At 58.3% G+C, this 23,286-nt stretch carries 22 protein-coding genes and 2 pseudogenes; 15 read left to right on the top strand and 9 right to left on the bottom strand.

Annotated features, from left to right (window positions below; translation table 11 throughout):
• Positions 1 to 219 precede the first annotated feature (219 nt).
• From Q1V60_RS11435 to Q1V60_RS11390, 10 genes are all read left to right on the top strand, one after another.
• Positions 220 to 531, top strand: coding sequence for a hypothetical protein (locus Q1V60_RS11435; protein ID WP_300630332.1), 312 nt, complete (start codon positions 220 to 222; stop codon positions 529 to 531).
• Between the two features lie 170 nt (positions 532 to 701).
• Positions 702 to 1,607, top strand: a complete 906-nt coding sequence (locus tag Q1V60_RS11430; RefSeq protein WP_300630331.1) for an iron-containing redox enzyme family protein — start codon at positions 702 to 704, stop codon at positions 1,605 to 1,607.
• Positions 1,588 to 1,884 carry a Rieske (2Fe-2S) protein gene (locus tag Q1V60_RS11425; protein WP_300630330.1) on the top strand — a complete coding sequence of 99 codons (297 nt, stop codon included), beginning with the start codon at positions 1,588 to 1,590 and terminating at the stop codon, positions 1,882 to 1,884. Before Q1V60_RS11430 ends, Q1V60_RS11425 begins: the two co-directional genes overlap by 20 nt.
• Before the next feature lie 46 nt (positions 1,885 to 1,930).
• On the top strand, positions 1,931 to 2,899 hold the full coding sequence (locus Q1V60_RS11420; protein WP_300630328.1) for a 50S ribosomal protein L11 methyltransferase: 969 nt from the start codon (positions 1,931 to 1,933) through the stop codon (positions 2,897 to 2,899).
• 59 nt (positions 2,900 to 2,958) lie between these two features.
• Positions 2,959 to 4,245, top strand: coding sequence for an MFS transporter (locus tag Q1V60_RS11415; RefSeq protein ID WP_300630326.1), 1,287 nt, complete (start codon positions 2,959 to 2,961; stop codon positions 4,243 to 4,245).
• Positions 4,246 to 4,259: 14 nt separating this feature from the next.
• Positions 4,260 to 5,192, top strand: coding sequence for an alpha/beta hydrolase (locus tag Q1V60_RS11410; RefSeq protein WP_300630324.1), 933 nt, complete (start codon positions 4,260 to 4,262; stop codon positions 5,190 to 5,192).
• Positions 5,189 to 6,463: an ATP-grasp domain-containing protein gene (locus tag Q1V60_RS11405; protein WP_300630322.1), complete on the top strand. Its 1,275-nt coding sequence runs from the start codon at positions 5,189 to 5,191 to the stop codon at positions 6,461 to 6,463. Before Q1V60_RS11410 ends, Q1V60_RS11405 begins: the two co-directional genes overlap by 4 nt.
• A complete protein-coding gene (locus Q1V60_RS11400; RefSeq protein ID WP_300630320.1) occupies positions 6,460 to 7,350 on the top strand; it encodes an alpha/beta hydrolase in 891 nt (296 codons plus the stop codon). The genes Q1V60_RS11405 and Q1V60_RS11400 overlap by 4 nt, the downstream gene beginning before the upstream one ends.
• Before the next feature lie 33 nt (positions 7,351 to 7,383).
• Positions 7,384 to 8,505, top strand: a complete 1,122-nt coding sequence (locus tag Q1V60_RS11395) for an FAD-binding oxidoreductase (protein WP_300630318.1) — start codon at positions 7,384 to 7,386, stop codon at positions 8,503 to 8,505.
• Entirely contained in the window at positions 8,499 to 9,194 is a 696-nt protein-coding gene (locus Q1V60_RS11390; protein ID WP_300630317.1) for a M24 family metallopeptidase, read from the top strand. The genes Q1V60_RS11395 and Q1V60_RS11390 overlap by 7 nt, the downstream gene beginning before the upstream one ends.
• A 191-nt stretch (positions 9,195 to 9,385) precedes the next feature.
• On the opposite strand, the pseudogene Q1V60_RS11385 reads toward Q1V60_RS11390, so the two are convergent.
• Positions 9,386 to 9,669, bottom strand: a pseudogene (locus Q1V60_RS11385) (transposase); the annotation flags it as partial.
• Between the two features lie 356 nt (positions 9,670 to 10,025).
• Here Q1V60_RS11385 and Q1V60_RS11380 point away from each other — a divergent pair.
• Complete coding sequence (locus tag Q1V60_RS11380; RefSeq protein ID WP_300630315.1) at positions 10,026 to 10,499, top strand: hypothetical protein; 474 nt, start codon at positions 10,026 to 10,028, stop codon at positions 10,497 to 10,499.
• A 136-nt stretch (positions 10,500 to 10,635) separates the two neighbouring features.
• Here Q1V60_RS11380 and Q1V60_RS11375 read toward each other — a convergent pair.
• Positions 10,636 to 10,892: pseudogene (locus Q1V60_RS11375) on the bottom strand (hypothetical protein); the annotation flags it as partial.
• A 125-nt stretch (positions 10,893 to 11,017) separates the two neighbouring features.
• Between Q1V60_RS11375 and Q1V60_RS11370 the strand changes: the two are divergent.
• The gene (locus Q1V60_RS11370) at positions 11,018 to 12,232 is read left to right on the top strand and encodes an aldose 1-epimerase family protein (protein WP_300630313.1); all 1,215 of its coding nucleotides are present in this window, start codon (positions 11,018 to 11,020) and stop codon (positions 12,230 to 12,232) included.
• A gap of 162 nt (positions 12,233 to 12,394) precedes the next feature.
• On the opposite strand, the gene Q1V60_RS11365 is transcribed toward Q1V60_RS11370, so the two are convergent.
• Positions 12,395 to 13,015 carry a LysE family translocator gene (locus Q1V60_RS11365; RefSeq protein ID WP_300630312.1) on the bottom strand — a complete coding sequence of 207 codons (621 nt, stop codon included), beginning with the start codon at positions 13,013 to 13,015 and terminating at the stop codon, positions 12,395 to 12,397.
• 177 nt (positions 13,016 to 13,192) lie between these two features.
• On the opposite strand from Q1V60_RS11365, the gene Q1V60_RS11360 reads away from it, so the two are divergent.
• Positions 13,193 to 13,705 carry a GNAT family N-acetyltransferase gene (locus tag Q1V60_RS11360; protein ID WP_300630310.1) on the top strand — a complete coding sequence of 171 codons (513 nt, stop codon included), beginning with the start codon at positions 13,193 to 13,195 and terminating at the stop codon, positions 13,703 to 13,705.
• Positions 13,706 to 13,840: 135 nt separating this feature from the next.
• Positions 13,841 to 14,608, top strand: a complete 768-nt coding sequence (locus tag Q1V60_RS11355) for a pyrroline-5-carboxylate reductase dimerization domain-containing protein (RefSeq protein ID WP_300630308.1) — start codon at positions 13,841 to 13,843, stop codon at positions 14,606 to 14,608.
• 37 nt (positions 14,609 to 14,645) lie between these two features.
• Here Q1V60_RS11355 and Q1V60_RS11350 read toward each other — a convergent pair whose 3' ends face one another.
• The 3 genes from Q1V60_RS11350 to Q1V60_RS11340 form a co-directional block, all read right to left on the bottom strand.
• Complete coding sequence (locus Q1V60_RS11350) at positions 14,646 to 15,791, bottom strand: sensor histidine kinase (protein ID WP_300630306.1); 1,146 nt, start codon at positions 15,789 to 15,791, stop codon at positions 14,646 to 14,648.
• A 158-nt stretch (positions 15,792 to 15,949) separates the two neighbouring features.
• Positions 15,950 to 16,189: a hypothetical protein gene (locus Q1V60_RS11345; RefSeq protein WP_300630305.1), complete on the bottom strand. Its 240-nt coding sequence runs from the start codon at positions 16,187 to 16,189 to the stop codon at positions 15,950 to 15,952.
• Between the two features lie 319 nt (positions 16,190 to 16,508).
• Entirely contained in the window at positions 16,509 to 17,384 is an 876-nt protein-coding gene (locus tag Q1V60_RS11340) for a LysR family transcriptional regulator (protein WP_300630304.1), read from the bottom strand.
• Between the two features lie 114 nt (positions 17,385 to 17,498).
• Between Q1V60_RS11340 and Q1V60_RS11335 the strand changes: the two genes are divergently transcribed.
• Positions 17,499 to 18,374 carry an NmrA family NAD(P)-binding protein gene (locus Q1V60_RS11335; RefSeq protein ID WP_300630302.1) on the top strand — a complete coding sequence of 292 codons (876 nt, stop codon included), beginning with the start codon at positions 17,499 to 17,501 and terminating at the stop codon, positions 18,372 to 18,374.
• Positions 18,375 to 18,436: 62 nt separating this feature from the next.
• Here Q1V60_RS11335 and Q1V60_RS11330 read toward each other — a convergent pair whose 3' ends face one another.
• The 3 genes from Q1V60_RS11330 to Q1V60_RS11320 form a co-directional block, all read right to left on the bottom strand.
• Positions 18,437 to 19,930: a methyl-accepting chemotaxis protein gene (locus Q1V60_RS11330; protein ID WP_300630300.1), complete on the bottom strand. Its 1,494-nt coding sequence runs from the start codon at positions 19,928 to 19,930 to the stop codon at positions 18,437 to 18,439.
• 183 nt (positions 19,931 to 20,113) lie between these two features.
• On the bottom strand, positions 20,114 to 22,270 hold the full coding sequence (locus tag Q1V60_RS11325; RefSeq protein WP_300630298.1) for a TonB-dependent siderophore receptor: 2,157 nt from the start codon (positions 22,268 to 22,270) through the stop codon (positions 20,114 to 20,116).
• A 157-nt stretch (positions 22,271 to 22,427) separates the two neighbouring features.
• Positions 22,428 to 23,189 (bottom strand): PIG-L family deacetylase, encoded by a 762-nt coding sequence (locus Q1V60_RS11320; RefSeq protein WP_300630297.1) that lies wholly within the window; start codon positions 23,187 to 23,189, stop codon positions 22,428 to 22,430.
• Between the last annotated feature and the right edge of the window lie 97 nt (positions 23,190 to 23,286).

The raw sequence follows: 23,286 nt of genomic DNA, 5'->3' as shown, positions 1-23,286 counted from the left end.
GCGTTCTGTGTGGCGGGTGAAAAAAATTTAGATTTAAAAAAAATATCAAAGCAAGAAACGGAGTTTTCTGTGAAATATTTTGCAATATTTTGACCCTGCCGCTCGCTGCCACCGTAGTGTTGACGCGCGGTGTAAGGCTATTGCGCCGCCGACATGCGCTATGCCTAACGATAAATGCTTTGGTTCTATCGATAAACCTAATCATTTTGGAGTGGTGCAATGGATATGCAGGTGGCTGAAGACTTTGTACGCCTTATGAAACGCTTGGGTGAAATAGAGCTATTCCATGACGGCGAAGACTGGGTAGAACCTGACTCTGTCTGGAAACGCCCCCTTCGACCGCAAGCGTTTCCCTACACTACATTTGACAGTGTTACGCAAAGTACGCTGTTCAATTATTCATCCCTGACAATGAACCGAACGCTTACCGCGCTGTACGAACAAGACTTCCTCTACCTGCCCGCTACTTCCAACACTATTATAGAAGATCTCAAAACTGCCTATAGCACTCCGCTGCGGCGAATGAGCTGATTGCCCCGCTTGAGAAAAAGGTTCTGGGGGATTTACAGGATCAGGTTAAAGTTGGCGGGGGGTGGAGCAAAGAGCTGTTCAAGTGCTTTCTTGCAGAAAAGCTGGAACCCCGTGGCGAAGCCGTATCAGATTCTTTGAGCTTGGTTCAGAGTGCCAATGACCCGCAATTGATGCTGAAGTTGTTACTGATACAACACGCTGTGGATTTCCTGCCTGAGTCTTCGCATATGGCGAGGTTTGCAAAAGGCGATTATGGTGATGCGCAATCTGCCGTATTCCGCGTATTGCTCGATGAGTTCGGTTATGGCAAACACGCGACCAAGCACAGTACGCTGTTCAAGTCGACGTTGAAGTCTATCGGCATGCTGGACAACTCCCATGCTTATTGGAATTTCTACCTGACATCCTCGCTGCTCAACAATAACTATTTTCATAAACTGACGCGAAGCCCAGAATGCTTTTTTGAATATGTCGGCGCAATCACTTATGCAGAAAACTATTTCGGGCCCTATTGCGGCAGAGTCAGGAGCTTACTGTTGCAACACTTTCCTGATGTGGACGCGCGCTATTACACCGAACACGTGCATATCGACGATTTTCACGGCTCCATGACCTTAAATGAAATTTTATTGCCGCTGGCGGAACGCTACGGGCCGGCGGTGTATCCCGAGTTCGTGCGTGGTATTGAAATGTCCTGCATGCTCCAGCAGATCATGGAAGATGATTTGTGCGCGCAGATCACTTGGATGGACAAGCGTCCCCTCTATCGCCAGCTGGCGATGGATATCAAACAAGCGGTGTTGGAAAATATTGCAAACATACCTGTGGCTTGCCTCAATGAGCCCAAGGGGGAGCTGTCTGTTCCGCACGTTCATGATGGTGACGAGTTTTGTATTGTCGATGAAGGCTTGCTGCGGTTTTGTCACGGCCCGGATTGTTTCAGTGATCTCTCGCCCGGCGACTGCGTGGTGATCGCAAAAAACCGCCTGCACGGTGCGCTGGTCTTGTCTGACTTTTGCAAATATCGAATTCTGTCTATCGGGGATTATCGCCAATATGCAACTTATAGCCTTTGATCAATCTCAGACACCTCCGGTTATCAAGACGGCCGGTAAATATATCCAAATGCAGCGCGACGAAGACGGGCAGATAAAGTTCAAGGACATGACCTGCCAGCACCGAGGCGGCCCGCTGACTCATGGCACTGAAGACAGTGAGTCGGTGATCTGTCCCTGGCATGGTAAAAAGACCAAGAAGTGTCGGATTCATTACCTGGATATCGCCTTCGTGGAAAACGCGAACACGGTCTGGGTCGGCCTTCAAAATTTCGAAAGGCTTATTTACAACGTCTGATCAATCCCCCTGAACTGGACGCATCGCCAAACTTCGGAGATTTAGCATGTTGAGTCATAACAATGAGGCTGTGTTTAAAGCTACTACCATTAATGTAAATGACCCGTTGATAGCCACCATCCCCCGCTGGCATTTTTCCATGCTGAACGACCAGCAACGCAATCAGGCTTTTTTTGACGCCATTGATGCAACCGACTTTACCAATAAAACCGTGCTTGATATTGGCACCGGCTCAGGCTTGTTGGCGATGCTGATTGCCCGAAAGGGTGCGCAGCATGTTTACACGTGCGAATTCAACCCACTGGTGGCTGCCAAGGCCGAGGAAATCATCCGAACAAATGGTTTGGAGCATCGCATTACTGTTATCAATAAACTGTCAACTGATCTAGTCTCGGGTGAGGATGTTCCGCGCAATATCGAGATAATGATTTCCGAAACCGTAGATTGCGGTTTTTTTGGCGAAGGTTTTGGTCACGCGCTGACTCATGCAAAACGTGAATTGCTCAATCCCGGCGCCATTATCATTCCTGAGTCGGTGAAACTGAACGCCTGCTTATTATCAAGTCAGGAGGTAGCCAACCTAAACTACGTGTATGACGATATTTTTGGTCTCGACGTCAGTGCATTCAACAGTTTCCAGACCACGGGTTATTTTCCGGTGCGCTTGCAGACCTGGCCGCATCGACTGATTAGTAATACCGTGGACTTCTACAGTGCCGACTTCAAGAACGAATTTATTTTTGATGCTCACCAGGAACTGAGATTTACCGCCACTGCCAATGCGCTGGCGCAGGGCATTGTGTTTTGGTTTGATCTCTTTCTTAAAGAGGACACGTGTTTATCCAATGACCCACATAATGTTCGTTCACACTGGATGCAGGCCGTCCAATTATTTGACTGCCCCATTTACGTTAGAAAATCCTACGATTACCGAGTCTCGTTAAACCTGAGTTGCGACGGCGTTCGGTTTGGTAAACAACTTGCCTCCCTGCTGTTTGAAAATATTGCCAGTTGATAGACCACTTTGCTCGGCAGGTCTCGAACGACGTTGGTTATTGAGTCAGGAGAGGGTGTATGGACACTGAACAAAAAGATCCGTTACGGCGCACCGACCACAAAAACTTCAATTTGCTCTGGTCGGGGCAGTCGCTCAGCCTGCTGGGCAATCAATTCCTGGTGATCGCGCTGCCGTTCCTGGCGGTGCAGACCGTCGGCGCATCGGCGGCACAAGCCGTGCTTTTGCCATTTTTGATGTTTGTGCCGTTCCTGGCGTTTGGCCTGCCGGTTGGCGCCTTGATCGATAGGCTGCCCAAGCGAAAAACCATGATCGTGGCGGACCTTTTGCAAATGTTGGTCTACGTGACGATCGCGCTCATGGCCATGGCTGGCTTGCTGACATTCCCGATGCTGATGGGCCTGATCCTAATTGCCGGCATTGCAACGGTGTTCTTCCAGGTGGCGTACAACTCGTTCCTGCCGGAAATCTATTCCGCTGCATCCGACTTGCAGAAAGGCAATGCCAAATTGTTTTTCTCCGAGTCGATTGCCCGCACCCTGGGGCCAATAGGGGCGGGGCCGTTGATCACGGTATTCGGTCCGCCAATGGCGATTCTTCTTAACGGCTGCTCGTTCCTGATGTCGATCCTTACCTTAGGTGCTATCCGTGATACGGCCGTGGCACCTGCGCAGGATCATGCCTCCACGGCACGCACCTCCATCATGGAGGATATAAAAACCGGCCTGAAGTTCGTGTTTTCGCACCCCAAGCTTGAACCGGTGTTTTTATGCGGTGCCGTGTATGTGCTGTTTTTGACGGTTATCGAGACCAGCCTGGTGCTGTATTGCAAGGACATCCTGCTGCTGGCGCCCAGCGTGATTGGCCTGGTCATTGGTGCGGCAGCTATTGGTTTTCCGATCGCCAACCTGATCGCCGCGCGGTTGCTCAAACACTTCGGCATGGCGCGCACCCTGGTGATTGCCGCCGCTACGTCGGTCAGCGGGTTGTTTCTGATTGCCGTCTTTGGGGCCTCCGGATCAATCGCCGGCCTGATCGCCGCCAGCGTATTGCACGGGTTGGGGGAGGGGGTGTTCGGCCCCACGTCCCTGACCCTGCGGCAGACCGACACGCCGTTGTCTCTGCTCGGCCGCGTCAACTCAGTGCAGCGCTTCATGATTTGGGGCGCAATTCCCCTGGGCAGCGTGATGACCTCATTGATCATTAAATACGTTGGGCTCGAGTGGACACTCTGGGTGGGCGGCGTTGGTACCGCGCTGTGCCTGTTACCGCTTATTCGCCGCGGAATACTGGCGGATCTGCGTGAAGCCAATATTTCCTTTAGTACAGATTCTTCCCACAGCTGAAAGGAGCCATTGCGATGACTTACGCACCGGGTATCGAAGAGTTCGTTGATCGTTGTAATGCTGTAATGCCTGCCGATTTCTTCACCTATGCGATGGAGGAGCAGCGCCGTCTGTACCAGAGCCTTGTGGTCGAGTTTCCTTATGAGCTGCCGCTGGATGTGCACTGGGCGGAACACAATGTCACCCATGGCGATGCGCACCTGCGGTTCAGGCTCTACCAACCGTCGCAGGCGATGAATGACGGTCTGGTTATTTATATTCGCGGCGGCGGGTTTGTCATGGGGTCCCTCGACACACACCATTCTGTCGCGGCGGAAATCGCTTCGAAGTCTCGGATCAAGGTCATGGCCGTGGACTTCCGGCTGGCACCGGAGCATCCATTCCCGGTGGCCCTGGAAGACTGTTACACCGCACTGCTCTACGCCCACGCAAAGGCGGATACCCTGGGTATCGACCCACACAGGATCATCCTGGCGGGCGACAGTTCAGGCGCTAATATGGCGGTGGCGGTTGCCATGATGGCGCGTGACCGCAATGGCCCCGCGATTGCCGGCCAGGCCCTGATAAGCCCGGTCTTGGATTTTACCCGCTGGCGCAACGGCGGTGATGATGCGCCACTGCTGACCGGCGGCGAGATGGAGTTTTATACGGCCTGTTATACCCCGGACCCTTCGACCACCGCGCACCCTTACGTCTCGCCCCTGGTTGCCGGTGATTTCAGCGGTTTGCCCAAGGCCTATGTGATGGGCGCGGAAAAAGATTCACTGGCGATTGATGCGCAGCTTTACGCGCAAGCATTGCAGCACCAAGGCATCGACGTGGAATTGGTCATCGAGCCCGGCATGGTCCACGCCGCCATCCGCGCCCGCTCTCTCAGCCCTACGGTGGAGGATGCATGGACGCGTTACTGCAGCAAAATCAGCGAAATGACGAGGGCCGTATCATGACGCGCTCCATTCAGCGTTACGCGGTGATTGTCGATCCGTATTCATCCGGCAATCAGTTCGCCAAAGAGTTTGCGCGTGTGGGCGTCAGGCTGGTTGCGGTGTTGTCGTGCGCCGAACCGCCAGGGGTGTATGCCGCGTCGTATCGGCCTCAGGATTTTTTCAAGGTGTATGTAGCGCCTGCCGCCGATTTGGAGGCGCTGGCTGCTGAGCTGCGCGATTACTCGCCGATCTGCGTGTTGACCGGGTGCGAGTCCGGGGTGGAGCTTGCTGAACGCCTCGCACCCATGCTGCTGCCCCAGGCTGCCAATGCGCCGGGGCTTGCCCTTGCACGGCGTGACAAGGGCCTTATGGCCGCTGCGGTGTCTGCGGCGGGCGTACCCATGATGAAGCAGATATGCACCAACGAATTTGCGAGCGTGCAACGTTGGCGCGTGGACAATGGCCTGACGCACCGGCATCTGGTGGTCAAGCCACCCAAAAGCGCGAGCACCGATGGCGTCAGCAAGGTCAGCCCCGATGAAAGCTTGCAGGTGGCGTTCACGCGGCTGCTCGATAAGCCCAACCGCTTGGGCATTATCAACGACAGGGTGCTGGTTCAGGAGTACCTTGCAGGCACCGAGTACGTCGTCGACACGTTCAGTTACGCAGGGGTCCACACCCTGTGCAGCGTATGCAAATACTCCAAGTTGGCCAACGCCAATGGCATGGCCATCTATGACCAGATGGAGTGGGTCAGCCACGACGACCCGATCATTCAAACCCTGGCCGCCTACGCCGAGCGGGTGCTCGATGCGCTGGGTATTGCCTGGGGTAACTCCCATATCGAAATCATGCAGACGACAGATGGCCCACGGTTGATCGAATTGGGCGCCAGGCCTCATGGGGGCGGGCACCCGGCGCTGTGCGTCATCGCTACCGGCGACAGCCAGGTTCATCGGTCAGTGAGGTACTTTGCCCAAAGCGTCACACCGCCCAAGCGCTTCACCCTGCTCAAGCATATGACCGTGGTTTTTTTCCGGGCATTGGCGCCTTGCATCGCGCGCAATCTTGAAAAACTGCACGCCCTTGGCGCACTGGGCAGTTATGTCGATGCGAGCATTCAGGTCAAGGAAGGTCAGGCTGTGCCGGCCACCCAGGATCTGTTCGCAACCCTGGCACTGGGCTTTGTGGTACTGGCTAACGACGACCCGCAGCAACTTGCCAGGGATGTAGAAGCTGTTCGGCAGGCCGAAGCCGAGGTTTTTCAACAGGATATGCAGGGGGTTGCATGACAACGTCACCGGTACAACACGCGCCCGGCGCGTTCCATGAGGTGCGCGGCAAACGCCTTTGGGTCGAGCAGGCGGGGGACGGGCAGCCGTTGATGTTGCTCTCCGGGCTGGGGCCGGCCGGCTCGCACGCCCTGTTTCATCCGCACTTTGACGCGCTGCATGCCGATTTCCGGGTCATCTATGTGGACCTGTATGGCCGGGGGCGCTCCGATAAACCGGACGATCTGGGCGCTGTCAGCTTCGCGCAGGATGTACTCGATATAAAGGCATTGATCAGCCAACTTTGCCCTGAAGGTGCTCATCTGTTCGGTTTTTCTTACGGGGGCCTGATCAGCCTGCAGGTGGCATTGGACCAGCCCGACCTGGTGCGGTCCGTGCTGCTTTGCAACTCTCTGCATAGCCCGCAGATGTGGCAGCAGAACCATGAAAATATCAATCAGGTCATTGCCACCCAGTTGCCCCATGTATGGGAGCAGATAAGCCAATTGCACGCGCTAGGCGAAGTGTCCACCTCGCCGCGCATGCAAGCGTTGTTCGGCCAGGCGGCCACCGTGGTCAGGTTCTATGACCCGGCTAACGCAAGCAAATTGTTCAGTGAGCCGGGCTCACGCAATACCGAGCTTTATCCGCTGTTTTGCGGTGCCGATGTTGATTTCACCATCGGTGGGCAATTGTTGCAGATCCCCGATTTCAGGCCGTTGCTCGACCACTTGGTGCCGCCGACCAAGGTATTGGCCGGACGTTTTGACCGTGCGTTATATCCGGCGCTTCAACTCGAGTTCCAGTGCGCACGCGTTGAACTGGCATTCTTGGAACGCAGTGGTTCGTTCGGCTTTATTGAGGACAATGAAGAAGTGTTAGGGCACATCAGGGCTCATTGCCAATGAGCCGGCTGGGTTTCCTGCATGAAGGGCTGCCCCATGCACGCGCTTGAACAGGCGCTTGGAGTGCATTCATACCGTGCGGTCGCTGTAACGCGGGCCGGCGCACGCGTGGCGGTGTTGCAATTGGAGCCCGCAGGCCAGACCGCACTTTGCTATCGAGCCGGGCAGTACGTCACTGTCGAACTGAACGATGGGACGCTCCGGGCATATTCTCCCGCCACTGGCATGCAGGCCGATGGCCGGTTGGAACTGCACGTGCAGTTGTACACGGGGGGGCGGTTTTCGCAGCGTGTCAAGCAAGGCGCCCAGGCGTTGGGCCTGTTGAAGGTGCGTGGCCCGTTCGGTCAGTGCGTCTGGCCAGATTCATTTGATCAAGCGGAGCAGGCCATCCTGCTGGCGACCGGCACGGGTATCGCGCCCATCAGAGCAATGGTCACGGATGCCCTGACAGCCGGGAAGGGTAAGGATATTCGTGTGTATTGGGGGGTTCCATCGCGCGACGATCTTTATCTGCATGATGAATTCGCTGCGCTCGAACGGCGGTATTTACAGTTTCACTTTATTCCGGTGCTTAGTCGCGAGATCCCCGGCGACAAGCGTTATGTGCAGCACATAGCTTCAGCGCAGCACACCTCTCTGGCTCATGCCTGGGTAGTCGCCTGCGGCAAACCGGCAATGGTCAGCGCCGCCGCGAAGCTGCTTGGCGAGCGCAACGGTTTGCCGGCATCGCAGTTCTGCGCCGACTCATTCAGCGCGTCGGATGCGCTACCGCTTGCTGCAGCCGGTGCCTCGAAAGCGGCTGGCATCCCCACACTGACAGTCAACGTAACGCGGCCAGACAGCCAATTTTCGGAGCCTGTGCGGGTCCGCGCCGATGGAACTCTGATGCAGGCTTTGCGCGACGTTCAGTTGGTCGAGGGCGTCTGCAATGGTCAACAGTCATGTGGCACTTGCCGACTGACGCTGCCTAAAACGTGGTTTGAGGCGTTGCCCCAGGCCACGCGTTCCGAAGCCCGGCTTCTGCGGGCTTTACCGGGTGCAGGCGCCCACGATCGTCTTGCCTGTCAGATCGCCTTGAGCCCTGATTTGGAAGGCCTGCAGGTTTTACTCACTGAAAGTCCACGACTCACTCTTGGAACGGGAGAATACCCATGTTGAACTTAGCTGATCGTGACGCTCTGGAAGCCGTCGGCCAACACTACAATGTGAGCACCATGATGAAAGTGCGGCAGATGACCCGGAACGCGATCTTGGACATCGCTCGTCAAATCGGGCCGGGCATGGTCGAAAAGGATGCGCTGGAACTGGCCAAGGATGTGCTGGCCGAGCGTGAGATGCTTAAAGGGTGGCATGGTGTTTTTGTAAGGTTTGGCAGAAATACGACCAAAACCTTTGGCGCGCCTTCGCAGCCCGGTATGGTGCTGGGTAAGGACGATATTTTCTTCATCGATATCGGCCCGACTTGGCAAGAGTGGGAGGGCGACGGCGGTCAGACGTTTGTAACGGGCGAAGACTCGGAAAAGGCGCGCTGCGCGGCTGATTCGAAAGCGATTTTCCATGAAGTACGCAGCCATTGGCTCAAAACCGGTGCAACGGGCAAAGCGCTTTATCAGTTTGCGGTCGATGCCACTGAGCGTCGCGGCTGGCTGCTGAACCTGGACCTGAATGGCCACAGGCTTTCAGATTTTCCTCACTCTGCGGCCTACGGCGGGGCAATGTCCGACATTGAGTTCACCCCAAGCAGCCAGCTATGGGTATTGGAAATTCATATCCGCAACCAGGAAAACACCTTTGGCGCTTTTTTTGAAGACATGCTGCTTGAAGATGAGTATTTCGACGATTTTTAACAGTGCTTGCTGTCTTGATGGGCGGAAAACGGCTGATTCTGTTGAAAAACTCGGATTTTCAGAACGCCTGAACCCAGGCACGACCACCGGAGAACCGACTCACCACTTTGAGTGGTTTTTCGGCCCTTCGGTGACCTTTGCTGCTCTTATTAGTGGGTTAATTTGAGGTTTTTTGCTGGGTGCAGGCGCACCTATCCCGTGACTGGTGGCCCTTGAGATGAAAATTTGGCCAGCCGTCGCACGTTCTGCACCGAGCGGCCAGCGTGAATTCATCGGTCGCGCCACTCATGCCACGTAGCCGCAGGCGACCCAATTTCAGGATGCGCTTGAGGTGGGCAAACAACATTTCGACCTTTTTACGTTCGTGGCGGGAGCGCTGATATGCCGGCGTTGCCGCAATGCGCCGAGCCACATCGCGAGCGGCTTCATGGACGCTGCGAGCGATCTTGCGAATCGAGGCATTCGGGCAGCACTTGGCCTACAGACGTCTATCATGACGGGCAGAAGCCGACCCGAGCTGATTACATCCTGACCCTGCGGCGGCAGGCAGTATAAGTGGAGTCGGGCTTGCACTCCGGTAACAGGAAGGTTGACAGGGCTGGATCGATGTCAAAATGACACTGTTGGTTGACGGGTGTTATGCTCGATTCCCTAACCAACCATGCTGATGGGTAGCTTATGTTTTTACGCCATCCTCTCTCGTCGATCCTCTTTTTGGCCTTGTTGGTTACAGGTTGCGCGAGCCAACCTGTTTCCCTGAAACCAGCGGAGCCGTTCCATGTGGAGCCCTTGGGCCAGAGTCTGCCTCAGACTAGTTTACGTACTGTGTTGATGAACCAGATTATCGGCAATGACCCCGTTATCATCTCGTCGCTCAAGCCGGTACTCAGCGCCAATACCGACAACGATGGGCGTGTTGCCGCGTTACGAAAGAAAGACGGTGGCGTGCTGCCTGACGGTTACTGGACCCTCTACAAGCAAAACTTGGAAGCGCTCCAGTACGACTTAAATCACCAGCACGACGCCGCACGAGCCCAGTACATCGAAACCTACCGCGACGAGTTGAGCCGAGTAGACGACGGTACACTTCAAGCCATGGCCACGTCACCAAAAGCCTTGGATGAAAAGATTCGGCGCCAATGGAGTGCACGCATGAGCGATAGAGCCGCGCGCTACATAGTCACCAGTGAGCAATCACTGAACGCCGCCACTGATGCCCATCTCAACCGCATGGCGTTGATGGATCGGCAATACAACGCATGCTCGCTTAATCCCGAATGCTGGGATACACCGGTTAAAAAGTGATTTGATTCGATCGGACATTTTTCGTAGAAAGCTACCGTTCATCACGGGCCGCTTCTGGCCGATTGCGCTCGACGAGGTGACATTTCCTTTATCTCCACGCGCTGGCCTTTTCGACTCCAGCGCGGGGAGTTTTCCACTAGCTAATGGTCGCGGCAGACGCAACCTCTACTTCGGAAACCTCCTTCTGCAATTGCCCCCCGATAACATCCCTCAGTTCACACCCATCACCCAAAGGTATAACCAACAATTGTGCGAAGTCTGAAAGCACAACGCGGTCAGCTTCCACTTCGCCCCGAAAGGCGATGTTTTCGGTACCTGAGTCACTGTGCGAATACGGTAGTCACCCATCGCGTGCAGCACATCGAGCGGGGCTTCTGAATCATTGAGCGCACTGAGTCATCTTCCGGTTTTTGCCAACTCTCTTCCTGGCGGTTACCCGCATTGTGGTGCGTTTTAAGCTTGCTGAAACGTTTCATCGAGTTTATAAATCGCACACAACTCCAAGAAAGGCTACCGCCATGACCCCGCTCAAACTCTTCATCGCCCTCAGTACACTGTCCGCTGCCTCCCACGCCATGGCCTGGGATTACGTCCTGCTGGACACCGACAAAGCCGCTCAGAACTGGCAGATCACCAGCCAGCAGCTCGGCATACAAACCGACAAACCCTTCAGCGTTACTCTGCGCACCTTGCACGGCGGTCGGCAGGAGGGCGTGAGTATTGTGGACATCGATAACGGCACGATGAAGCTTTCGGTAGTACCGACGCGCGGAATGAATGTGTTGCAGGCTTCGGTCGGCGATGTGCGCATGGGGTGGGATTCGCCGGTCAAGGAGGTGGTCAATCCGTCGTTCATCGAGCTCAATGGCCGCGGTGGGTTGGGCTGGCTGGAAGGTTTCAATGAGCTGGTCACCCGCTGCGGATACGAATGGGTCGGGCACCCTGGCGTTGATAACGGCGAGTTGCTGACCCTGCACGGCCGGGCCGCCAATATTCCTGCGAATAAAGTCACCCTGCACATCGATGAAAAACCGCCGTACGCGATCACCCTGCGCGGCGAGCTGAAAGAGCAGGCATTCAAGAAGGTCGACTTCTCCGTCGCGACCGAACTGGTGACCGAAGCGGGCAGCGTGGTGTTCGCCCTCAACGACACCCTGACCAACAACGGTGATTATCCGAAGGAATACCAGGCGCTGTATCACAGTAACTTCAGCACCCCGTTCCTGGAGCAGGGCGCTCGGTTCGCCGCACCGGTGAAGCAGGTCTCGCCGTTCAACGACAAGGCCAAGGGCGAATTGGCCGACTGGCAAACCTACCGCGCGCCGACCAAGGAGTACGACGAAACGGTCTACAACGTGGTGCCGTATGCCGATGCCAAGGGCGATACCTTGACCGTGCTGCATAACAAGGCCGGCAGCCTGGGCGTTTCGGTCGGTTTCAATACGCAGACACTGCCGGTGTTTTCCCTGTGGAAGAACACCGATACCCAAGGCCAGGGCTATGTCACGGGGCTGGAGCCGGGGACCAGTTTTTCCTACAACCGCCGTTATCAGAGGCCGCTGAATCTGGTGCCCACCATTGGGCCCAAGGAACACAAGCAATTTCGCATCAGCTACAGCTTGTTGGCGGATAAGGCGGCTGTCGATAAGGCTTTGAAACAGGTGAGCGAGATTCAGGACGGGCGGGAAACTGAGGTTCGGCAGACGCCGTTGGTTGACCTGACGAAGGGGTGACCTGGCTAGGAAAAAGGGAGCTGGAATATTTTAATGAAGTAAACGGCCTCCCTTTTTGCCAAGGCTGGAAGGCGATGGGGTAGTTGGAGTTTGTGCTGCCTGACCTACCGCTATCGCGGCCTCGCTAAGGCTCGAGCGCTCCCGCAGGGCATACCTGAGCGCTCAAGTCCGACGCGCAGTCAACAACATCGCCGCCGCCGCCGACAACAACCCCGCGCAGCAGCGATTGAACAGGCGCTTGCCCCTCGGCTCAGCAAACCAGCGACGCATATGCAGGCCCATGTAGGCGTAGGCGCTTATGGCGATCCATTCCAGGGCCAGGAACAGGGCGCCCAACAAGGTGAATTGCGCGGTGACGGGTTGGCCGGGCACCACGAACTGCGGCAGGAAGGCGGTGAAGATCAGGATGGCCTTGGGGTTGCCCGCCGCCACCAGAAACTCCTGCCGCGCCAAACCCCATAAGCCCACCTTATGGGTGGCCGTTTCCGCCTCTGCCTGCGGGTCTGCACGCCATAGCCGATAGGCCAGGTAAAACAGATACGCCGCGCCGAGCAGCTTGATCCCGTAGAACAACAACTCCGACGTTTGCAGCACCACCGCCAACCCGGCGGAGGCGAGGGCGATCATGCCGGCGAAGGCCAGCAAGCGGCCAAGGCCGGCGAGGCAGGAGGTGCGATAGCCGTAGCGGGTGGCGTTACTCACCGACAGCAGGTTATTGGGGCCAGGCGCCATATTCAGGGCGAAGCAGGCGGGCAGGAAGAGGGCGAGGGTGGCGAGGTCCATGGCGGCTCCGGATTGGGTCGGGCAGAGTGTCGAGGATAAGGGCTGTAGGGGCGGCGCAGCAATCCGCTTGCCGAACACTGACGCCAGCGGCCGGGTCACCAGAGCGAAACTAAATCCGTCATAGGCCCGCGTGCATACTCAGACGACGACAATATTCAGTGCCCGAAGGAACACACCATGATCCGCAAAGCGTTACCCGCCGACGCGAAGGCCATTGCCCAGGTGCATATCAGCAGTTGGCAAGAGGCTTATCGCGACTTGATACCTGCCGGTTACTTGAATGCGCTCAGTACAACACTGGCTCAGCGAGAAGCGAATTGGAGCCGCTTGATTGCATCGGGCGAGTCGAACGTCTGGGTCGCCGAACTCGACCAGCAGGTTGTCGGTTGGATATCGCTCGGTGCCAGCCGTGATGATGCTGCCGGGGCAAATGCAGGTGAGGTGATGGCGCTCTATGTTCTAGCCAGGTATTGGCAAACCGGCGTCGGGCTGGGCTTGTGGCGCGCGGGCCTGCAGGATTTGATGAAGCAGGGATATGAGCGTTTGACGCTGTGGGTCCTGGCCGGTAATGAAAGGGCTATCCGATTTTATCGCAGGGCAGGTTGTGTTGAGGAAACCGGGACGGAGCGCACGCTTGAGAGGGGCGGTGTCACGTTGGTGGAGGTGAGGTATGGGTTGCCACTATCCTGAATGATTGACGCATGACGGATGCGTACATTGCCCATCCTGCAGACGCCCCTAATGTCCGCACCCGTGCGGCCGTCCTCCTGCAATGTGGCTATGATGCGGCAACATCTGCCACTGGCTTCGAACGGAGGAAACACCTTGCTGAACATTGGAATTCTGGGCGTCGGCGAATTGACTGAGAAGGTGGTGATTGGCCTGCGGCGTGGCGGTTTTACCGGGCGGGTGCTGTTGTCGCCCCGCAATCAGGCGCGCGCCGAGCAATTGGGCAAGATTTGGGCCTGCGAGGTCATGGCTGACAACCAAGGGGTTGTCGATGAGGCAGACCTGCTGTTCCTTGGTGTACGTCCCGACGTGGTCGAAGGGCTTTCCAGGGAAGTACGGCTCAGTCCAGGGCAACCGCTGGTGTCCCTGGTAGCCGGCATGACGCTCAATGACCTGGCGCGCTGCTTCCCACAGGCGCAGCCGGTGCGGGCGATGCTGTCCTATGCCGCACAGATCAACCAGTCGACCGTGGTGGTCACGCCGACGGGCTCGGCCCATGAGGCGTTATTGGGTACGCTCGGATCGCTGATCGTGCTGGATCAGGAAGAAGCCTTCGAGTTGGCCACCGTGGCGGCGTGCATGAACGGTTGGTTCTATTTCTTTCTCAATGACCTTCAGCAATGGTTTACCAATAAAGGTTTGACCGCAGAGCAAGCACGTCAGCTGGTGATGGGCAACATGCAGGACTGCCTGGCCAGCGCCGGTCATCAGCCCCTGGCCAATATGGCGACCCTGGGCGATGCCATCGCTACGCCGGGTACCTTTACGGCCGCCGGGCTCGAAGTGCTGCGGGACAAGGGCGCAAAGCAGACATGGGCAGCGGCGTGCGATGACGTGCTTGAGCGCCTGCTGAAAAAATCGTAGGCCCGCTTCAAGCACTCAATAACGCTGCGCGACATGCTCAGGCAACGCCAGGCGCTTGCTTATCCAGCGGCACTCTCACCTGAAACACCGTGCCGTGTTCCGTGTCGGAGCTGACCTCAATCGACCCACCATGGGAGGCGACGATTTCCGAGGCGATGAACAGGCCCAGGCCCAAGCCTTCGGTGGGGCCGTGGTTGATCGCGCTACGCTGGGAGAAACGGCCCATGGGGTTGAATATGAACGGGAGCACGTCCTCGGGTATCGCTTCGCCACTGTTGTGCACGGTGAAGACCGCGAAGTCCGCCTGTATGCCCAGCTCGACCTGGATAGGTCGCGTGGTGTCCCCATGCTGCACCGCGTTGCTGATGATGTTCGAAAACACCTGCTCCATCCGCCCGCCGTCAAACTTCCCTGAAACGCTTGTGTTCGTGTCGAACATCACGATGGCTTCGGGGTGAAAGGCGCGAATCTCCTCGATTACACGCTGGCACAGCGGTGAGAGGTTGATATCGGCCGTCTTGACCGGAATGCCCGGCCCCATCTGGCAGCGGGTCAGGTCAAGCAGGTCGCCGACGATCTGGCTGGCCCGGCGCACACTGGTGTAGACCTGGTTGGCGATCTTGGTCGCCCGGGCGCCGGCATCCTGGGAACGCCGCAGCACGTCGGCACCCAGCAGGATTGCGCCGAGCGGGGTGCGCAAATCGTGGCCGAGGATGCCCAGAAACATATTGCGTGAGGCTTCGACCGCCCGTGAATAGCTGGCGATGGACTCGGCCAGGGCCTGATCAATGGCCTCGTGGAATCGCGTCATGTCGTCGACATTGATGGGTGTGCCGTCCTTGACCTGGCGCATCCACTGGCTGACCACACTGGTGCGCAGCGCGCGGTATTCCGACACCATCTGATCGATCGTGAACCCGGCCATCAGCCGCGTCATTGCATGGGTTTCCGCTGCGGTTTCCTGTTCATCCGTCGGGGCGTGGCCCTGGGCCTTGGCGATTTGCTCCTGCCGGGTCTGCTTGGTGCGCAGGTCGCTGACGATGGCCCGCAACATCTGTTCGGCATGGTCGCGCAGCGCGACGCTGTCGAGTTCCTCGCCCGGTGTGTCGATGGTTCTGGCGAAATCTTCCCAGGCCTGCAGAATCGGCTCGAGGTTTTCCAGAATGAAGTCGGGCAGGCGCATGTCTGTAATCCTGAAGGGAGGCGGGCAGAAAAGCGAAGCTGCACAGGTGTACGAAATTCCCGGCAGTGTAGGAGGTTGTTCGTCGCTTTTAAAGCTCGGCCGGTGTCGGGAACACCGCCAAACCGATCTGTGCGCCAACAGCGTTCACCCGACCGACGCTACAGCCCCAGGGTCAGCGATCGCAGCCTTTGTTCCACCACGCTGTCAAAATGGCTTGCGAGCTGCTCGCAACGCTCCGAAGTGAGTCCTTCACAGCAGGTTATTCCCAACACAAACCCCTGGGCTTTGGCACCGCCTTTGACTGCAAGAATCATCGACCCCGCCAGTTCGATCTCACGAAGTATTCTGTCAGCCTGTCGTTTTATAGGGCCGGGCAAATCGTTTATGGCTTCTTTCATGGCCGTCTCCGCAGGCATTTACTCCACACACACTTGGCAACAGAGGCACTGTCGGCCTCTTGAAAGCATCGACCAAGGGAGGGTTCAAGAGTTTCGTCGTGCTCAAGTGAGAGGCGATGACCTGCAGGCTTTCAACCGCGCGCCACCAGCGCTATATCCGGGTATTGCGCGCACATGAAGTCGACGAAAGCGCGCACATTGGGCGCGGCCAAGCGTCTTACTTGGCAACAGAGGCACTGTCGGCCTCTTGAAAGCATCGACCAAGGGAGGGTTCAAGAGTTTCGTCGTGCTCAAGTGGGAGGCGATGACCTGCAGGCTTTCAACCGCGCGCCACCAGCGCCATATCCGGGTATTGCGCGCACATGAAGTCGACGAAAGCGCGCACTTTGGGCGCGGCCAGGCGTCTTGAGGTGTGCAATACCCAGAGCTGCGGCTCGGCCCCGGCCACCGTGCCCCATTGCACCAGTTCGCCCCTGGCCAGCGGGGCTCCTGCGATGGACAGAGGAATAAGGGCCACGCCGCCGCCGGCGATGGCCGCATCGCGCACCATCAGTAACGAAGAAAACTGCAGCCTGGGGATCGGTTCCAGAATCAACTGCCCGCCGTCCAGATGCCAATGGGTAGGCGTGAACCCCGGCGTGACGATGCCGGCTACGGGCCTGATCGCGCCAGGCGGCGGCCTGGGTATTTCGGGCGCGGCCACCACCACCAACCGGTCTTTGGCGAAGCATCGGCCGACCAGATCGCTGTCCGGGCTGGGGTTGATGCGAATGGCGACATCGAATTGTTCTTCAACCAGATCTACCTTGCGGTCCTCCGCCACGACCTCAATGACGACTTGCGGATAGGCTGCACAGAAGCGGGCGCCAATCGCGCCCATTGCCAGTTGGGAGAACAGGACCGGGGCCGCCACGCGCAAGCGACCGCGTGGCGTCGAAACGCCCTCGCGTGCCGCCGTCATGGCTTCAGCCACTTCACCCAGCGGGCCTTGGGCGCGCGCCATCAGCAGCTCGCCGGCTTCGGTCAGTTTCAGCCCGCGCGCGCTGCGCTCAATCAGCCGGACACCCAGTTGTTCTTCCAGGTCAGCGAGCCGGCGCGACAGGGTGGCCTTGGACACACCGCTCGCCCGGCTGGCCTTGCCCAGGCCTTCGTGGGTAGCGACCTGGATGAAGTCGACCAGCGCATTGAGGTTCATGGTGTTCCGTTTTCGAGACGAGGTGTCTGGATTCTGTGGTCTACGTTTTCGTTATGCAACGGTTTACTTTGCATTCGAACCCAAACCCACTGATCCACCGCAGGAGTTTCAACCATGAGCATTCTTGTTATCGGCGCCACCGGCACTCTCGGTTCACTCGTCACCCTAGGCCTTGCCGAGCAAGGCGCCGAGGTCAAAGCCCTGGTGCGCCAAGCAGGTAAACGGGAATTCCCGGCCGGCGTTACCCAAGTGATCGGCGACCTCACTGATGTACCGTCCATGCGCGCCGCGCTGACGTCGGTGCGTACCCTGTTTCTGCTCAATGCCGTTACGCCCGACGAAGTGACGCAAGCGCTGATCGCGTTGAACCTCGCTCGGGAGGCCGGCATCGAGCGGATCGTTTACCTGTCGGTGATCCACGCCGACACCTTCACCCAGGTGCCGCATTTCACCGGCAAGTACACCATTGAGCGCATGATCGACAGCCTCAAGATCCCGGCGACGGTGCTGCGCCCTGCATACTTTATGCAGAACGACCGCAGGGTCCAACAGACGATCCAGGACTATGCCGTGTACCCGATGCCCATCGGCGCGGCCGGTGTGGCCATGATTGATACGCGGGACATTGCCGATATTGCCGTTGCAGAGTTGCTGCGACGTGATCGGGCAGCCACTGCGCTGGACCGCGTGACGCTGGAACTGGTTGGGCCGCAGGCGCTTACGGGAACCGATGTGGCAAAACTCTGGAGCTCGGCCCTGGGCCGCGAGATCGCCTACGGCGGCGATGACGTTGCCGCGTTTGAAACACAGTTGGCCGCCTACGGTCCGGCCTGGCTGGCTTATGACATGCGCTTGATGATGGAGGGTATCCAGGCGTTCGGCATGCAGGCGGCGCATGGCGCCGTGGCGCGGCTTGAAGCGATCATCGGGCGCCCGCTGCGCACGTATCAGGACTTCGTGAGCGAGTCGGTGACGAATACGGCCGCTTAAGCCGTTGCCTGGGAACACGGTCGAGCCTCGCCAGGGCTCGACCGTGTTCCCAGGCGATTGAATCAGGGATGAAACCTGCGCCCCAGCGCATCCAGGCGCACGGCGATCGGTGGCAGGCGTTCGCTGCTGCGGGCCAGGGTTTCCACATCGTCGGCGGTGTTTTGTGCGATGTGCTGCACCGACTGCAGGCGCCCCACAATATCCAGATTCGCCGAGGTCTGCTCGCGGGTGGTGATGACGATGCGCCCGTTGAGTTGATCGATATGCACAATGTCTTCGCCCACTGCGCGCAGCATGTCGACGGCCACCTGGCTGTCTTCCACGCAACGCTCCACACCCTGGCGGCTGTCGTGCATGGCTTCGACGGCCTGGCGGCTGCCCTGCTGCAAGCCTTCGATGATGGTCTTGATTTCCTGGGTGGAGACGGCGGTGCGTTGGGCCAGGCTGCGCACTTCGTCGGCAACCACGGCAAAGCCACGGCCTTGCTCGCCGGCGCGGGCGGCTTCGATGGCGGCATTGAGGGCGAGCAGGTTGGTCTGGTTGGCAATGCTGCTGATCACCTCCAGCACCGAACCGATTTGCTCGGCCTGCACAGCCAGCGATTGTACGGTCGATTCTGTGCCATTAATGCGTGAGGCCAGCTGAGTGATTTCATGCTGGGCACGGCCAACGCTTTCTTGGCCACGCACGATCTGCCGGCTGGCTTTGCCGGCGTGCTCCACTGCCTGTTCGACGTGCACGGTAATGTGGCCCATGGCGTCTTCCATGCGCTGCATCGAGCCGGTCATTTCATTGATTTGCGCCAGCTGATCCCGAGCGCCTCTTTCCAGGGTGCCACTGGCCGTGGCCAGTTCCTGGCCGAGTTGGCCGAGGCCATGGGAGTCGCGCGCGACGCCGTCGATCAGGTGGGTGAGCTGCTGCAGGAAGTGGTCGAACCGCTTGGCGAGAGACACATGCACCGTGTCTTTACCCTGCGCGGTTTCTTCCGTGAACTGCGAGGTGACGTCGAGCATTTTTTCCAGCATTTCCTGGCTTTCGACCGCTTCGGCGTGGCTATGCACGGCGAGGTAGAGCAGGGCGACGGTTTCCATCACCACATAGAAGGCGTGGACGAAGATCATCGTCCAGCCGCCATGATGTGTCATCACAAATACCGGCAAGCCTTGATGCTGCAGCACGTGGAAAACCACGTGATGCACGGCGATGGTCAGCGCCGCCACCAGGATCGGCAGCCAGTCCCGGTAGAAGGTCAGCACGGCCAGCAACGCGAAGATACCGAAGTGCGATTCGATCACACCCTGGGCCTGGTTGATGTGCAAGGCCGCCATCACCATCAGCCCGGCGCCCAGTACGCAACGCATCACGCGGGTGCCGCCGATGGCGCGATACAGCGCGGTCAGCACCACGCCGGTGCCGCCACCGACGACCACCGCCTGGGTGAAGGTGTTATGCCAGAGCGCAAGCCCCAGGGAGAACAGAAACATCAACCAGATCAATGCCAGCATGATGCGGTCGGCCTTGCGGTAGTGCTCCAGAAAGGGTGTGCGAACGGGCATTCACGTTTACTCCATGTGGTTTAACCAGGAACCAAGCATGCGGCGTGCCACGTGTGCCGCTGTTATAGAGCTATGCAGGGATGGCGAATTTTTCCGGAGCAGCTCCGGCAGCCGTTTATCGGCAGCATGGAAGCAGACTTTAAGAACGGCTGCCCGAGCGGGCAGCCGTGGCCGCAATGAGGATCAGAAGCTGTATTTGGCCGTGAGCATCATGTTGCGTGGGCTGCCGTAGGAGTCACCGCCATAGGTGACAGCCTCGGAGATGGACTGGTAGTAATGCCGGTCAAAGATATTGTTGGCGTTGAGCTGCAGGTCCAAATGCTGGTTGACCCGGTAGCCGGCCATCAGGTCGGTGACGGCGTAGCCGCCTTGTTTGAGCCGATAGGTGCTGCCGTCCGCCAGTTGGATGTCGTTGTACATGCGGCTCTGCCAGGAGACATTGCCGCCCACGCGGAGTTTTTCCAGCGGGCCCTGGAAGTTGTAGCGGGTGGTCACCTTGAACAGGTGTTCCGGGGTGTCGGTGTCGAACTGCTTGTTGACCTTCTGCGGGTTGGCATCGTCCTTGATGGTGTGGGTGCGCGCGTAGGTGTAGCCACCACCGACCTGCCAGTTGTCGGTCAAGGCACCCTGCAATTCGAAGTCAATGCCCTGGCTGCGAATTTCGCCCGAGGCTTGATAGCAGGAGGCTTGTGGGCAGTTCGGCACGACGACCTGCACGGCACGGTTTTCCTGGTCGACGCGGAACAGCGCCACGCTCGCATTCAGCGCGCCACCCAGGTATTCACCCTTGATGCCGACCTCATAATTTTTACCGACGATAGGCTTGAGCGGGGTAGCGGCGATACTTTTTTCACTTTGCGGCGTGAAGATATCGCTGTAGCTGGCATACACCGAGTGCTGGTCGTCCAGCTCGTAGATCAGGCCCGCATAGCGCGTGAGGTTACGCGTGACTTTATAGTCGCCGTCGCCATCGCGGTTGTCATAGTCGTACCAGTCCAGGCGCCCGCCCAGGATCAGCTTGAGCGGATCGGCGAGGCTCAGGCGAGTGGTCACGTAGAAACCGTCCTGGGTGGTGACGTCACGCTGGTTGTTGGTGCGGGTAAAGTTCGGTTTGCCGGCATTGATCGGCCAATTCAGTTCGTACGGGCTGTAGTTGTGGGTGGTCATGTCGTAGATGCGCTTGCTGGCGCCCACGACCAGCTCATGGGTGCGCCCGAATGCCTGGAACGGGCCGCTGGCAAAGGCGTCTACGCCGGCCTGGTTTTCATCAAAGGCGGCCTGGTACACCGTACGCGCCAGGGTGTTGTTGACCCAGCGCGACTGGTAGGAGCCGGAGAACATCGCGTCTTGTTCGGCGTAGTTGGCGTTGACCTGCAGTTTCCAGTCGTTGGCCAGTTGCTGGCGCAGCTCGACGAATACGGTGTTGATCTCCTGGTCTTTGTTTTCCCAATCGGTACCGGGGTTGTACGAGCGCGACAGGTCGAGGTGATGGCCATCCAGGCCGATCATCGATGAACCCCAGAAGTGGTTGGTTTTGTCTTTCTGGTTGGAATAGCCAAGGGTCAGGCTGGTGTCTTCGCCCAGGTCGGCTTCGGTAACGGCATAGAACAGACCGTGATCCTGCTCGGCTTTGTCGATGAAACTGTTGGCGTCGCGGTAAGAGGTGACCACCCGGCCACGCCAGGTGCCGCTCTCGTTGAGCGGGCTGGAGGCGTCAAGCTCGCCACGGTAGTCGTCCCAACTGCCGGCGGCGCCGGTCAATGTGACTTTCTGCTCGTCCAGGGGCCGCTTGCGGATCATATTAATTGCAGCCGAGGGGTTACCGGCGCCGGTCACTAGGCCAGTGGCGCCGCGTACCACTTCGACGCGATCGAACATCGCCAGGTTCGGTTGAGCACCCACTTTGACGCCGTTATAACCGCTGGGAATGCCGTCGTACATGAGGTTGTCGACGTTGAAACCGCGCGCGGTGTAGGCCTGCCGGCCGGGGCCGTTGGAGTAGTTCAAAAACAACCCCGGCGTGGCATTGACCACATCGTTGATGCTGGTCATCGCCTGGTCATCCATGCGCTGACGCGTAATCACAGTGACGGCCTGTGGGGTTTCACGCAGGGTCAGTGGCAGTTTGGTCGCGGTTTTCATCGAACCGGTGGTGTACGAATCGGTCCCCTCGGTGGTTTCGCCAAGCTGCTGCCCGGAAACCTCTGTGGCGCCGAGTTCGATGGTGGCGGGCGGTGCGTCGGCGTCGGCGGCGAAGGCCGCGGGGGAGGTGGTCAGCCAGATGGCCATCGCCATCAAACTCGGTGAAAACCCTTTGCCGCCATGGTGTTGCACAGACATGAATGTAGCTCTCCCGGAATGCCGTCCGTGGCGAATAAAAAAACTGTTGATAATTATTCGCATCAGTGTGGCAGATCGGGACGGTAGGAAAAAGCCTACGACATGAATCAGTTAACGAAATTTTCATACGCCGATAGCAGCGTTTTGCCACGTCTGGCTAGGTGAACACGATTTCGTAAGGCTCACGCATGCGCTCCAGCAACGCCTGAGCGAGCATTGGCGCCAGGCCGATCGTAGGGTCGCCCGTGAGCTGGCTGGCATAGGCATGCACGGCATGCAGCTTGTGCGCCACGCTCCAGGTATCCAGGCACAGCTTGCGCGCGCGCTGCCAAGGTATCACCGAGGCTTCGCGTGTCGGCCAGTGCCAGGCCCAGATCGGCAGCTCATACAGGTGCGCGCCCACCCGAGTGCACGCCTGGGCGCTGGCACGGGCTACAGCTTCGTAGTCATCGTTGCCATCATGGCGCCAAGTGGTGAACACCACGTCGCCTGGCTGCAGGTAGCGGGCGATGAACTGGCTCATCGGGTGCTCGTGGTTGCCCAGGGCATTATCGCGAAACCCGCCGCGAATCCATTTCAGGCTGTGCAGTGGCATACCCAGGCGGCGCAGGGCTTCGGCGCTTTCCTGGGGGCGGACGGCACTCAGCCGGCTGGCCGACCAGACCTGCGAGCCGGGATGGCTGGCGCTGCCATCGGTGATGGAGATTAATTTCAACGGGTGCTCGCGGGTGCTGAGCAATTGCAGCAGGCCCCCGCAGGCGAGTACTTCATCGCCGGGGTGAGGCGCAATTACCACCACCCTGGCACCGGGCGGGACCAGGCGGGTCAGCGTGATAACAGGAATGTGCGCCAATTGTGGCGCGCTGTTCCAGATTTGCGCAGGGCCGCGACGGCCTTCGCTTAAGGAAGCAGTTTTCATGGGGTGTTACATCCTTGTCGGTTGACGCGCGTGTTGTCACACCTCGGCTGCGGTAAGTGCGCAACGCTCCGATCCTGGAGCGCTGGGCGAGGCGATG

Source organism: Pseudomonas sp. (assembly GCF_030147005.1).
Taxonomy (GTDB): domain Bacteria; phylum Pseudomonadota; class Gammaproteobacteria; order Pseudomonadales; family Pseudomonadaceae; genus Aquipseudomonas.
This window is presented reverse-complemented; position numbering and strand designations above follow the sequence as displayed.